At 53.3% G+C, this 12,019-nt stretch carries 10 protein-coding genes and 2 tRNA genes; 6 read left to right on the forward strand and 6 right to left on the reverse strand.

The window, feature by feature from the left end; genetic code table 11:
• Positions 1–153: 153 nt before the first annotated feature.
• Positions 154–822 (reverse strand): epoxyqueuosine reductase QueH, encoded by a 669-nt coding sequence (locus tag OGX93_RS00800; protein WP_024130285.1) that lies wholly within the window; start codon positions 820–822, stop codon positions 154–156.
• A 327-nt stretch (positions 823–1,149) separates the two neighbouring features.
• Between OGX93_RS00800 and OGX93_RS00805 the strand changes: the two genes are divergently transcribed.
• Complete coding sequence (locus tag OGX93_RS00805) at positions 1,150–1,560, forward strand: ASCH domain-containing protein (RefSeq protein ID WP_165383406.1); 411 nt, start codon at positions 1,150–1,152, stop codon at positions 1,558–1,560.
• A 121-nt stretch (positions 1,561–1,681) separates the two neighbouring features.
• Here OGX93_RS00805 and OGX93_RS00810 read toward each other — a convergent pair whose 3' ends face one another.
• The 3 genes from OGX93_RS00810 to shiA all read right to left on the reverse strand — a co-directional run bounded on the left by OGX93_RS00810 (position 1,682) and on the right by shiA (position 6,364).
• Positions 1,682–3,460, reverse strand: coding sequence for an aminopeptidase P family protein (locus tag OGX93_RS00810; protein WP_286449285.1), 1,779 nt, complete (start codon positions 3,458–3,460; stop codon positions 1,682–1,684).
• 15 nt (positions 3,461–3,475) lie between these two features.
• The gene (locus OGX93_RS00815; RefSeq protein WP_012131819.1) at positions 3,476–4,930 is read right to left on the reverse strand and encodes an AMP nucleosidase; all 1,455 of its coding nucleotides are present in this window, start codon (positions 4,928–4,930) and stop codon (positions 3,476–3,478) included.
• A 117-nt stretch (positions 4,931–5,047) separates the two neighbouring features.
• A complete protein-coding gene (shiA, locus tag OGX93_RS00820; protein ID WP_012131820.1) occupies positions 5,048–6,364 on the reverse strand; it encodes a shikimate transporter in 1,317 nt (438 codons plus the stop codon).
• Between the two features lie 228 nt (positions 6,365–6,592).
• On the opposite strand from shiA, the gene OGX93_RS00825 reads away from it, so the two are divergent.
• Genes OGX93_RS00825 through OGX93_RS00835 form a run of 3 tightly spaced genes read left to right on the forward strand, consistent with a single transcriptional unit; the run spans position 6,593 to position 9,409 of the window.
• Positions 6,593–7,426 carry an ABC transporter ATP-binding protein gene (locus tag OGX93_RS00825; protein WP_233593962.1) on the forward strand — a complete coding sequence of 278 codons (834 nt, stop codon included), beginning with the start codon at positions 6,593–6,595 and terminating at the stop codon, positions 7,424–7,426.
• A gap of 19 nt (positions 7,427–7,445) precedes the next feature.
• Positions 7,446–8,402 (forward strand): ABC transporter substrate-binding protein, encoded by a 957-nt coding sequence (locus tag OGX93_RS00830; RefSeq protein WP_024130219.1) that lies wholly within the window; start codon positions 7,446–7,448, stop codon positions 8,400–8,402.
• Positions 8,399–9,409 carry a FecCD family ABC transporter permease gene (locus tag OGX93_RS00835; protein WP_286449284.1) on the forward strand — a complete coding sequence of 337 codons (1,011 nt, stop codon included), beginning with the start codon at positions 8,399–8,401 and terminating at the stop codon, positions 9,407–9,409. Before OGX93_RS00830 ends, OGX93_RS00835 begins: the two co-directional genes overlap by 4 nt.
• Positions 9,410–9,507: 98 nt before the next feature.
• Here the strand turns inward: OGX93_RS00835 and OGX93_RS00840 are convergent.
• A tRNA-Asn gene (locus OGX93_RS00840) sits at positions 9,508–9,583 on the reverse strand.
• 327 nt (positions 9,584–9,910) lie between these two features.
• Between OGX93_RS00840 and nac the strand changes: the two genes are divergently transcribed.
• Together nac and cbl are read left to right on the forward strand one after the other, a co-directional pair.
• Complete coding sequence (nac, locus tag OGX93_RS00845) at positions 9,911–10,828, forward strand: nitrogen assimilation transcriptional regulator NAC (protein WP_047462844.1); 918 nt, start codon at positions 9,911–9,913, stop codon at positions 10,826–10,828.
• Between the two features lie 101 nt (positions 10,829–10,929).
• The gene (cbl, locus tag OGX93_RS00850; RefSeq protein WP_024130225.1) at positions 10,930–11,880 is read left to right on the forward strand and encodes an HTH-type transcriptional regulator Cbl; all 951 of its coding nucleotides are present in this window, start codon (positions 10,930–10,932) and stop codon (positions 11,878–11,880) included.
• 37 nt (positions 11,881–11,917) lie between these two features.
• Here the strand turns inward: cbl and OGX93_RS00855 are convergent.
• Positions 11,918–11,993 (reverse strand) — tRNA-Asn (locus tag OGX93_RS00855).
• Positions 11,994–12,019: the final 26 nt, after the last annotated feature.

Genomic DNA, 12,019 nt, shown 5'->3' on the forward strand with positions numbered 1-12,019 from the left:
TGAGCGAATAGCAGCCAATGGTTTCGAAGATGGTGCTGGCTTTTATTTAGTGTCAGTGTCCTTACGTTACAAGAATGAATGCAATATATGGGATAAACGCCGTGGTTGTGCCAATGCTTACAGAAGCCCACATGCGAATGTGGGCTTCTGGTATTACTGTTCTTCGCCTTCCTTACCGTAGTAAAGTTTACCGAGTTTGATGAGCGGCCTGCCCTGCGATTTACGGTGCATATTAGTATCACGCAGTGAATAGACGCAGCCACAATACTCCTGCTGGTAAAACTGCTCGCGTTTGCTGATCTCAATCATGCGCGATGACCCGCCCTGCTTACGCCAGTTGTAATCCCAGTATGCCATTCCCGGATAATGCGCAGCAGCGCGTTGTCCGCAGTCGTTAATCTGCTGCATATTCTTCCAGCGGGAAATCCCGAGTGAGCTGCTGATCACGCTGAACCCATGTTCCGCGGCATACAGCGCGGTGCGTTCAAAGCGCATATCAAAGCACATGGTACACCGAACACCGCGCTCAGGCTCCCACTCCATCCCTTTCGCACGCTCGAACCAGTTGTCGGTGTCGTAATCCGCATCAACAAAAGGCACGCCGTGTTTTTCGGCAAAACGGATATTCTCCTCCTTACGGATGAGGTACTCCTTTTGCGGATGAATATTAGGGTTATAAAAGAAAATTGTGTAATCAATGCCCGAGGCCTGAATCGCCTCCATGACTTCCCCCGAACAGGGCGCACAGCACGAGTGCAGCAGTAGCTTGTCTGCGCCGTTCGGCAGCGTCAGTTGCGGGCGTTTAAAATCAGCGTTCTTCATAAATGGATGCTTTGGCAATAGTGAAACTTTCAGGAATTTTAGCATTCACATCGGCGATAACGAAATTAAGAAGTCGCTGTTGTCGTTGAACAAAGGTTTGCTGAGAAGCATCTGAAACGGTCGACAAAATCTGACCGCGATTTGAGAGCTGGTCAGAACAATTAAACTTCCGCTCCTGGCACGCAGCGGACAGGCTGGGCTAAAAGTCCGCTGTGAGAGATAAGCGGACCACATTATCTGAAGAAAGGCATCACTGATAATGTCGGGACAGCTCATACTAAAAAATGTATAACTTTTCTTTTCATCGACGATTCAGAAGGGATTTTAATGGTTTCGGTTGAGGAAATAAAAATGAAGTATCCAGGCGCAGATGCCTGGCAAATGGGTGACAGCCCGGAACTGGCTAGCGAGCTTGCGGACTTGATCAAAAAAGGGATCAAAACGGCCTCTTGCGGATCTTTTGCCTCTTACCAGCAGGAGGAATCTGCCCCGAGGATTGGGAGTTATAACATTATCCTTGATGGCCAGAATGTTCCGGTCTGCGTGATCAGACTGGTTTCAATGCGACTGGTGCGTTTTTGTGATGTGACTGAGGCGTTCGCCCGCAAAGAAGGTGAAGGCGATTTAAGCCTTGAATACTGGCAGAAAGAGCATCAGCGGTTTTTCACCCGCGAAGGTCATTTTTCTGAAGATATGGAGTTGATCGCAGAAGAGTTTGAAGTGGTTGAAATGCTGTAAGACGAGATAAACGGCTGATGTTTTATCAATTGCCATTTATAACAACATCCCCTCCTGGCACAAACCCGCCCCTCTACCCAAAGCCCACTTTTAGCGGGCTTTTTGTTTTCAGCATACAGGGTTAATTTGCGCGCACCCGTATGGGAGCGGTAGCGGCGAACAGCCACGGGCGGGCGTTGCTTTCTACGCGAGGGGATAATGTTTCTCTTACCTGTTGATGGTACTCATCAATCCACAGTTTTTCTGCCTCGCTAAGCAGATGCAATTCCACGAGACTTAAGTCGATCGGCACCAGCGTCAGTGTGGAGAATTTGCAGAAACCAGGGCGGCTTTCGACAATTTCGACCTGATTTTCAATGCGGATACCGTATTGTCCGGCGAGGTAATAGCCCGGCTCTATCGTAATGATGTTGCCCGCCACCAGCGGCCAGGGGTTCACTTTTTTGGCGATACGGTGCGGCTGCTCATGAATCAATAGCTGATGGCCTACGCCGTGTCCCGCACCGTGATCGTAATCCAGACCAAGATCCCAAAGCGCCCGGCGGGTAAAGGCGTCAAGCTGGTGTCCCTGAGTTCCGCTGGGGAATTGCAGGGTAATCAGCGACAAAAAGCCCTTCAACACAGCGGTGTAGTGTAACCGACGCTGCGGCTCCTGCGGCCCAAATGCGAGGGTACGGGTCGTGTCTGTCGTACCGTTCTGATATTGACCGCCCGAATCGTTCAGGTACATCTCCTGGGTTGTGACTGGCGCGTTTGTTTTCTCGCTTGAATGATAGTGGCACATGGCGGCATTGCCTGCCGATGCAGAAATGGTGTTAAAGCTCTGCTCAAGAAATCCCGGTTGTTGCTGGCGATAAGCCAGCTGTTTTTCCTGGGCTTCCAGCTCCGTTATCGGATTGCCTGCGGCTTCACGCAGCGGCACTTCGTGCGCCAGCCAGGCGAGGAAATTAACCCAGGCAGCGCCGTCCTGCTCATGGCATTCGCGGTATCCTGCCAGCTCGGTTTCGTTCTTGTGCGCTTTCATCAGCGTAATCGGATCTGCTGACCAGATGACGTCACCGCCATGCTGCTCAATGGCGAAGCGCAGGGCGACTGGGGCGAAATCTTTATCAACCAGGAAACGCTTTCCGGCCGCGCGTTGCTGACAGCGTGCAAGGAACTCACCCGGCGGGGAAATGGTCAGCGTGCTGAGCAAACTTGCAGGTAACGGCTGAGTTTTCTTTTCATCAACGAACCATTCCAGTTCGCCCGTGCGGTGCAATAACGCAAACGAGAAGGGAACAGGCACCATGTTGAGGTCGCTGCCGCGCACGTTCAGCATCCAGGCGATATTATCCGGCAGGGTGATCGGCAGGTAATCCGCCTGCTGTTTTGCCAGTTCGTCGAGAATGCGCGCGCGTTTCTGCGCGCTGCTTTCACCGCTGATTTCAACGGGCATTTCCCGGATGATGCCGCAGGGGGCGGCGGGGCGGTTTTGCCATACAACGTCGAACGGATCGCTGTCTAACGCCACCAGTTCGCAGTGGGTGGCTGAGAGTGTCTCAAACTGGCTGTTGACCATCAGCAGAGGTTCGAAGGCAATACGTGCGCCGGAGGCAACCTGTTCCTGCAAATACTCCGCAAGCGGCTCGTTATGCAGGTGATGAATTTCAAAATCATTACGATCGACTTCGGCGCGGGCCTGAACCTGGTAGCGGCCATCCACAAACAGCAATGCGCGGTCGCGAAGCACTAACGCCAGTCCGGCAGAACCGCTAAAGCCCGTTAACCAGGCCAGTTTATTATCGTGTGGCGTACAGTCCTCGCTTTGATGAGCATCGGCGCGAGGAACGATCATGCCATCCAGCCCCTGTGCAATCAGGAGATTACGCAGGGCGGAAAGGGGAGTTGGGTTGCTCATAGACACCTTCATGCCTTAACGGAACGGCGGTTCGTTGAATGTGCGCAGTTTACGTGAGTGCAGGCGATCGCCTTCTGCGCGTAACAGGTCAATGGCGCGGATGCCGATTTGCAGGTGCTCCGAAATCGCACCTTCATAGAAACGGTTAGCCTGACCGGGAAGTTTAATCTCACCGTGCAACGGTTTGTCGGAGACGCACAATAGCGTGCCGTAAGGTACGCGGAAGCGATAGCCCTGGGCGGCAATTGTGGCGCTTTCCATATCAATGGCGACGGCGCGGCTCAGGTTGAAACGCAATGCGGAGGCGGAGTAGCGCAACTCCCAGTTACGATCATCGGTGGTGACGACCGTACCGGTACGCAGCCGTTGTTTAACCTCTTCGCCAGGCATGCCGCTCACCATTTTTGTGGCGTCATACAGCGCGCGCTGAACTTCTGCGATGCTGGGGATGGGAATATCGGGCGGCAGTACGGCATCGAGCACATGATCGTCACGTAAGTAGGCGTGCGCCAGCACATAGTCGCCAATCGCCTGACTTTCACGCAGGCCGCCGCAGTGACCAATCATCAGCCAGACGTCCGGGCGCAGTACCGCCAGGTGATCGCAAATAGTTTTGGCGTTTGACGGCCCGACGCCAATATTCACCAGCGTAATCCCCTGGCCGTCAGCCGTAATCAGGTGCCAGGCTGGCATCTGGTGTTTTTTCCACGCCAGATCGGAGGTGGCTTCTTCAGGAGCCTCGGTTTCTGCGGTGATCCAGATCCCGCCAGCACAGGAAAGTGCGATATAGGGACTGTCCGGGTCCAGAATCTGGCTGCATCCCCAGCGCACAAATTCGTCTACATAGCGGGTGTAGTTGGTAAACAGAACAAAGGGCTGAAAATGTTCAACTGGCGTCCCCGTGTAGTGACGCAGTCGCGCCAGCGAGAAATCGACACGGCGCGCGTCGAAGTGAGAGAGCGGATAAAACTCACCGGGGTGGAACAAACCGTCTGCGGTCTCGTCGCCAATCTGCGCCAGTTCAGTGGTGGGGAAAAAGCGCGTCAATCCGGCGCTCATGGAGCGGTCAAGCGACAGTTCGGAACCGTCAATGACATAAGGATACGGAATTTCATGATGGGACGGTTCAACCGCGATATGCGCGTCATAATCCTGATACAGCAGCGTTAATTGCTCTTCAAGGTAAGGGCGAAACAGCGCAGGACGGGTGATGGTTGTGGTGTAGCAGCCAGCATGGGTAAAGCGGCCATAGGCGCGGGTCTTGGGGGGATTCGTCGCATTGCCGCTCCAGGAGACGGAAAGCGATGGGTAAACAAAAAGGCCATTATTTCGGGCTGTAATATCTGGAAGCTCCCCGTTTTCAACATACTTGCCAATTGCGTTACGCAGAGCCTGAACAGATTGCTCGTAGAGTTCGTCCAGTTTATCCAGCGCCTGAGACGGGGTCAGGCCGGCGCCCTTATTATTCATGTCTGTCTCCTTGTTCCACAGGTGTACTGCTCTCCCGATAGTATGTCACAGGAATGTGAAACAAAAGTCAGACGTTGCGTAAGAACAGACGGAGGCCAGATGGCCCCCGTACAGGGATTAGACGTGTGGTTTATTTTTCATCAACAGCGCCGTAACGGCAGAGATCAGGCAGCCTGCCAGCAGGTAAATGGCAACGCTGTGCCAGTTCCCATCGGAGAAGGTGACCAGTGCGGCGGCGATAAAGGGAGTGAACCCGCCGCCCACGACGCTGGCGACCTGGTAACCGACTCCGGCACCGCTGTAGCGATAACCTGCACCGAACATGCCGGTAAACATCGGCTGCTGTACGCAGACCACCATATCATGAGCAATATTGGCCAGCATGATGGAGAAGAACACAATCCAGAAGATTGACTGGGCTTCAAGCGCCATAAAAAACGGGAATGCGCTGAGCGTACCGATTAAGGCACCTGTAATATAGACACGCCGACGACCGAAGCGGTCCGCAAGCCAGGCAAAGCAGGGAATCGTCAGGCAGCTTAGTCCCCCCACCAGCAGACCGATATTCAGAAAAAGCTCACGCGGAAGGCCCAGATTTTGGGTGGAGTAGTTCAGGGCGAACGCGGTGACGATATACATCGTCAGCAGCTCGCACAGGCGCAGGCCGATGATTTTCAGAAATGCGCCAGGGTGGCGGCTCAACGCCTCCATAACCGGCAAGCGTTTTTTCGCCGGTGGTGTTTCCTGTTTTTGCTGTTCAAATTCGGCGGACTCTTCCATGCCATTGCGCACCCATAAGGCGCCAAGCACCAGAATAATGCTGAACAAGAATGGGATGCGCCAGCCCCAACTCAGAAACTGTTCATCGGTCGTCAGCGTGCTGATCAGCGAGACCAGACCGGTCGAGAGCAGCAGCCCTACGCCATAACCCACCTGAACGCCGCTGCTGTAAAACGCTTTTTTGTTCTCCGGCGCGCTTTCAACCGACAGCAATGCCGCGCCACCCCATTCGCCACCGACGGCAAAACCCTGAACAGCCCGTAATATCACCAGTAGTACCGGCGCCCACCAGCCTATAGTGGCGAAAGAAGGGAGGATGCCAATCAGTGCGGTAGCGATACCCATCATCCATACGGTCAGCATCAGCATACGCTTACGGCCCAGACGATCGCCGAAGTGGCCGAAGATCACCCCCCCCAGCGGGCGAAACAGAAAGCCAACGCCGAAGGTGGCAAACGCCGCGAGTGTACCCATCGCCGGGCTGATTTGCGGGAAGAATTCACGATTAAACACCAGGGCAGCGGTGATGCCATAGAGCAGAAAATCGTACCAGTCGACGACTGCGCCAGCGAAGCTTCCTAATGCGGCGCGGCGCGCGCGATTAAGCGAAGGCGTCTCATCCTGGGGACGCGTGGAGGTGAGGGTGGAATCCATAGTTATCCTGTCTGTGCTGTTTTTTTAGTTATTAGTATGGAGAAATGATTACTCATATTGCTGCCGACATATTAACGGCTTTTATGAGACTACCGCGACAGACGGAAAGAGAAAATGATTTTATCCGTCACGCGGGGGCAAGATGAAAAATAGTACGGAGCCCGGTTGAAATCGCCTTGTATCTCAGGGTTGTTAACGTTAATTGTTATGATATAACATATCCAATTAATGGTTCGATCATGGAAGAGGTTAAGTATTGTGCAATTCGTCGCATCCAGTGATCACCCGGCGAGTGCTCTGAGCGTCAATATTGCGTCGCTACAGCGGCCCGGAGGCGGAGAACTGCTTTGTGCAATTCGCTTTGAGGTTGAGGAAGGGAAATGCCTGGCCGTTATTGGGCCTAACGGCAGCGGTAAAACGTCTTTACTGAGGGCAATAAGCCAGGAACTCCCCCTTCAGAAGGGCGATATTCAGCTACTGGGCCAGTCTGTTTCGGCGCTGTCGCGGCAGCAGCGGGCAAAGCAGATCGCCGTTCTGGCGCAAAATGATACGCCCGATCTGAGGCTGGCTCTTGAGGATTATGTGGCGCTGGGGCGTATCCCGCACGCCCGGGATGCACCACGCGACAGGCATGATGCCATCGTGACGAAGGCCATTAAAGAGACGGGATTACTGGCGTTGCGAAAGCGGTCGCTGTCTGCGCTTTCTGGCGGAGAAAGGCAGCGGGCGGCGCTGGCGCGGGTGTTAGCTCAGATGCCGAGCCTGGTGCTGCTTGATGAGCCAACCAACCATCTGGATCCCTCCGGTCGGGTGGAACTGCTTTCGTTGGTGAAAAACAAGGGGATAACGGTGGTGGCGGTATTGCACGATCTGTCGCTGATTGAATCTTTTGCTGACCGCGTTCTTCTTCTGTCGCAGGGAAGAATGGTGCTCTGCGACACACCGGAGCGTGTGCTGGTGTCTGAAAACCTTTATCCCGTTTTTGGGTTGACCTGCTTTACCGTACCACACCCTGATACGGGGAAAGCGTTACGTATTTTTGAAGTTCCTGGCTATGCATAATAACTATCTGAGGATTGTGATGAAAAAATTGCTTGCAGGCATGGTTGCTATTTTGTCGGTATCGGCAGTAGAGGCTGCGGATTTTCCTGTCACCATAGAGAGTTGTGGAACACCCGTGACGTTCACGGAACCGCCAAAGCGAGCGATTATTAATGACCTTAATATGTCTGAAATGGCGTTCGCTCTGAATTTACAGGATCGTATCGTCGGTCTGACCGGTATCAGCGGGTGGTACAAAATGACGCCGGAATTTAAAAAAGCAATGGGGTCGATCCCTGAACTGGCACCAAAATATCCCTCTCTGGAAACATTGCTGGCGGTTAATCCAGATTTCTTTTTCGCAGGCTGGAATTATGGCATGAAAGTAGGGGGTGAAGTGACGCCTTCTTCACTCAATAAATATGGCATCAAGACTTTTGTTCTGAGCGAAAGTTGCGTCTTTACTGCCGCGCATAAGCGTAAAGCCAGTATGGATCTACTTTATAATGACGTACTGACGCTGGGGAAGATTTTTGGTAAGCAAGATGACGCTCGGGCGCTGGTTAATCGCTGGAAAAAGACGCTGGAGGCGCTGCCCAAACCGCCGAAAGGAACCCGACCATTAAGCGTGTTTGTTTATGATTCGGGAGAGGATAAACCTTTTACCAGCGGGAAATACGCGATGCCTGACGCCATTATTGAAGCGGCTGGTGGTAAAAATGCGATGGAGGCGCTGGATATCAGTTGGGGCACAACTTCCTGGGAAAGTGTGGCTGCCACTGAGCCGGACTTTATCATTCTGCTGGATTATCAAACGGGAAGTGGGGCTGATGAGCTTCGTCACTTCCTGGAAAATCACCCGTTGATGAAACTCACGCCAGCGGTGAAACACCAACGTTATCTGAAGCTGCAATATGCTGAACTGACGCCAGGCCCTGCGAATGTCAAAGCAGTAGAAAAACTGGCTCGGGCCATGTATCAGACGGCTGCACAATGAGTTTTACTTCGTACCGTTACCACTGGGCGATGTGGAGCGCGGTGGTGGTACTGGCAGGATTAATGTTACTCAGTATTGCCAAAGGCGCTGTTTCGTTATCGCTGTTGCAGGTGCTGGGAGCGATGGGGATTGCAGATGTGCCGGTATCGGATATGGTCAGCAGAATTGTGATTGACTTACGCGTGCCGAGGACGCTCCTCTCTGTACTTGCAGGGGCAGGGCTGGCGATAGTGGGCGCGTTGTTGCAGACCACCACACGTAATGATCTTGCCGATCCGTTTTTATTCGGGCTGTCATCGGGTGCATCGGCGGGCGCAGTACTGGTCATTACCCGATTCGGCAATCAGCTTGGCACGCTGACGCTCCCCGTATCGGCATTTGTTGGTGGGCTCTGCTCCGCTATGGCGGTGATGTTACTGTTCCACTTCAAAAAGCAACGCGGGGCTGAGCAGTTAATTATCAGTGGGCTTGCTATCTCCTTTCTGTTTGGCGCGTTAACCAGCTATTTCATTTTTTCTGGCGATCAACGTGCCGCCAGTTCCGTGCTGTTCTGGTCACTGGGCGGCCTGGGATTAGCCAGTTGGGGCAATCTGCCTTTTGCCTTACTGAGCCTGATATTACTGAGCGCTTTTATTCTGCTGCGATGGCGTGCGCTGGATGGCATGCTGGCCGGTGAGCAGACGGCGTTATCGCTGGGGATTAACGTCAGCCGCCTGCGGATGGAAATTTTCCTGTGCTGCGCGCTGGCGACCTCTTTCTTAGTGGCACTGACGGGAGTGATCGGCTTTGTTGGGCTGATGGTGCCACATTTGTGTCGGTACTTTTCTGGCGTTAAGCATCTGCTTTTACTGCCTCTTTGTGGTGTCTGGGGGGCTGTGCTGTTGTGCGGCGGCGATATTGTCAGCCGAACGTTGCTGACTTCGCAGGAACTGCCTGTCGGCATTATTACGGCGGGTATTGGCGGTTTGTTTATTATTGTGTTGCTCGCCAGAACGTCGTCAATATGACGGCCAGAAACGGTAAGCGGCTGGAACGTATACCTGATTGTGGTTGTTCGGAGTACAGAAAAGCAAAAAGCCCGCTAAAAAGCGGGCTTCTCTAAATTTGGCTCCTCTGACTGGACTCGAACCAGTGACATACGGATTAACAGTCCGCCGTTCTACCGACTGAACTACAGAGGAATCGTGTGAACGGGGCGCATATTAACGACGCCCACGAGCATTGTCAAAGGGTGAAATGCGATTGCGCGTTCGTTTGCTGACAAAATCAACAAAGCGATGATCTTTCATTCGGCCGCTATTTTGCGCCATTCTGGTGCAAACGTACCTCTTATGGGGCAGATCGGAAACAGTTGTTAACGTTAAAAACGTTGTCTTGTAATCACATTCTCTTATTTGACAGCAGGTTAGCATAAAAATCAGCGTCGGCCAGAAACTGGCAAGCCTTTTGCAAAATCCTTCATAACATGACAGCCAGTATCATGACTGGTATTCCTGACAGGAGGCAAAATGAACTTCAGACGACTGAAATACTTTGTGAAAATCGTCGACATCGGTAGCCTGACGCAGGCCGCGGAAGTATTACACATTGCGCAACCCGCACTCAGCCAGCAGGTCGCTACGCTGGAAGGGGAACTGGATCAGCAATTGTTGATTCGGACAAAGCGCGGCGTGACGCCGACTGAAGCAGGAAAAATCCTGTATACCCATGCGCGAACGATTTTGCGTCAGTGTGAACAGGCACAGCTGGCGGTTAATAACGTCGGGCAAACGCTGAGGGGGCAGGTGTCTATTGGTCTGGCGCCGGGAACGGCCGCTTCGTCGGTGACGATGCCGCTGCTACAGGCCGTGCGGGCGGAATTGCCAGAGGTGTTGGTCTACCTGCATGAAAACAGCGGGGTGGTGCTGAATGATAAATTACTCAGCGGCCAACTTGATATGGCGGTTCTTTACGAGCGTTCTCCGGTGGCCGGTATTACCAGCCAGCCGCTGCTGAAAGAAGATCTTTTTCTGGTGGGAACCCGGGATTGCCCTGGGCCGAGCGTGGATTTAACGGCGGTTGCGGAGATGAACCTTTTCCTTCCTCGCGACTATAGCGCCGTTCGTTCGCGTGTGGATGAGGCCTTTTCCTTACGCCGATTGACCGCAAAAGTGATTGGCGAAATCGAATCCATCGCGACATTAACAGCGGCTATCGCCAGTGGGATGGGGGTGACGGTGTTACCGGAGTCGGCAGCCCGATCGTTAAGCGGCGCGGCAAATGGCTGGATGGCGCGTATCACCACGCCGTCGATGAGTTTACCGCTGTCGCTGAATATGTCGGCGAGGGGGAGCCTGACGCCGCAGGCACAGGCAGTGAAAGAGATCCTGATGTCGCTGGTGAGCCGCCCTATGCTGGAAAACCGTGAACTTCTGCTGGTGAGCTAAGCGTTATTCCATCGCGGTATAAGATGCAGGTTTTTATTATTTGTTATGCCGGGCTTCAGACTTTAACAATAGCGTCATGTCTGATGTCTTCGGAGCTAAGCGTGAATTTCCAGCAACTTAAAATCATCCGCGAGGCGGCCCGTCAGGATTACAACCTGACTGAAGTCGCCAATATGCTTTATACCTCTCAGTCGGGAGTGAGTCGGCATATTCGCGAGCTTGAAGATGAGCTCGGTATTGAAATTTTTATCCGGCGCGGCAAGCGCCTGCTCGGGATGACAGAACCGGGTAAGGCGCTGCTGGTCATCGCCGAGCGCATTCTGAATGAGGCCAGCAATGTTCGCAGACTGGCCGACCTGTTCACCAATGATACATCTGGCGTACTGACCATTGCCACGACGCACACCCAGGCGCGATATAGTTTACCGGAAGTGATCAAAGCCTTTCGCGAGATTTTCCCGGAAGTCCGACTGGAGCTTATTCAGGGCACGCCGCAGGAGATAGAGGGGCTGTTGCAAAACGGTGGCGCGGATATCGGCATTGCCAGTGAGCGTCTGAGTAATGACCCGTTGCTGGTGGCCTTTCCCTGGTTTCGCTGGCACCACAGTTTATTAGTACCTCGCGATCATCCCCTGGTGCAGACCTCGCCACTGACGCTGGAAGCGATCGCGCACTGGCCGCTAATCACTTATCGTCAGGGCATTACAGGGCGCTCCCGTATTGATGAAGCCTTCTCCCGCAAAGGGTTGTTGCCGGATATTGTTCTGAGCGCTCAGGACTCTGATGTGATCAAAACGTACGTTGCTCTGGGGCTGGGGATTGGATTGGTCGCCGAGCAATCCAGCGGCGAGCAGGAAGAGGGGGCGCTGACGCGTCTTGATACCCGACATTTATTTGATGCCAATACCGTCTGGCTGGGGCTGAAGCGCGGACAGTTACAGCGCAACTACGTCTGGCGGTTTATTGAGTTGTGTAATGCGGGGCTGTCTGTCGAAGATATTAAGCGGCAGGTGATGGAGTCGGATGAGGCGGTCATTGATTATCAGATATAAAGCAAAAAGCCCGCTAAAAAGCGGGCTTCTTTAAATTTGGCTCCTCTGACTGGACTCGAACCAGTGACATACGGATTAACAGTCCGCCGTTCTACCGACTGAACTACAGAGGAATCGTGTGAACGAGGCGAATAATACT

Origin of the sequence: Citrobacter sp. CK195 (assembly GCF_030333365.1) — a bacterium.
Taxonomy (GTDB): domain Bacteria; phylum Pseudomonadota; class Gammaproteobacteria; order Enterobacterales; family Enterobacteriaceae; genus Citrobacter_B; species Citrobacter_B koseri.

What these genes read in the sequence shown, in the direction of transcription:
- OGX93_RS00815 (WP_012131819.1), bottom strand. Translation starts at nt 4,930, where the DNA reads ATGAATAATAAGGGCGCCGGCCTGACCCCGTCTCAGGCGCTGGATAAA.
- shiA (WP_012131820.1), bottom strand. Translation starts at nt 6,364, where the DNA reads ATGGATTCCACCCTCACCTCCACGCGTCCCCAGGATGAGACGCCTTCG.
- OGX93_RS00810 (WP_286449285.1), bottom strand. Translation starts at nt 3,460, where the DNA reads ATGAGCAACCCAACTCCCCTTTCCGCCCTGCGTAATCTCCTGATTGCA.
- nac (WP_047462844.1), top strand. Translation starts at nt 9,911, where the DNA reads ATGAACTTCAGACGACTGAAATACTTTGTGAAAATCGTCGACATCGGT.
- OGX93_RS00830 (WP_024130219.1), top strand. Translation starts at nt 7,446, where the DNA reads ATGAAAAAATTGCTTGCAGGCATGGTTGCTATTTTGTCGGTATCGGCA.
- OGX93_RS00800 (WP_024130285.1), bottom strand. Translation starts at nt 822, where the DNA reads ATGAAGAACGCTGATTTTAAACGCCCGCAACTGACGCTGCCGAACGGC.
- OGX93_RS00825 (WP_233593962.1), top strand. Translation starts at nt 6,593, where the DNA reads ATGGTTCGATCATGGAAGAGGTTAAGTATTGTGCAATTCGTCGCATCC.
- OGX93_RS00835 (WP_286449284.1), top strand. Translation starts at nt 8,399, where the DNA reads ATGAGTTTTACTTCGTACCGTTACCACTGGGCGATGTGGAGCGCGGTG.
- OGX93_RS00805 (WP_165383406.1), top strand. Translation starts at nt 1,150, where the DNA reads ATGGTTTCGGTTGAGGAAATAAAAATGAAGTATCCAGGCGCAGATGCC.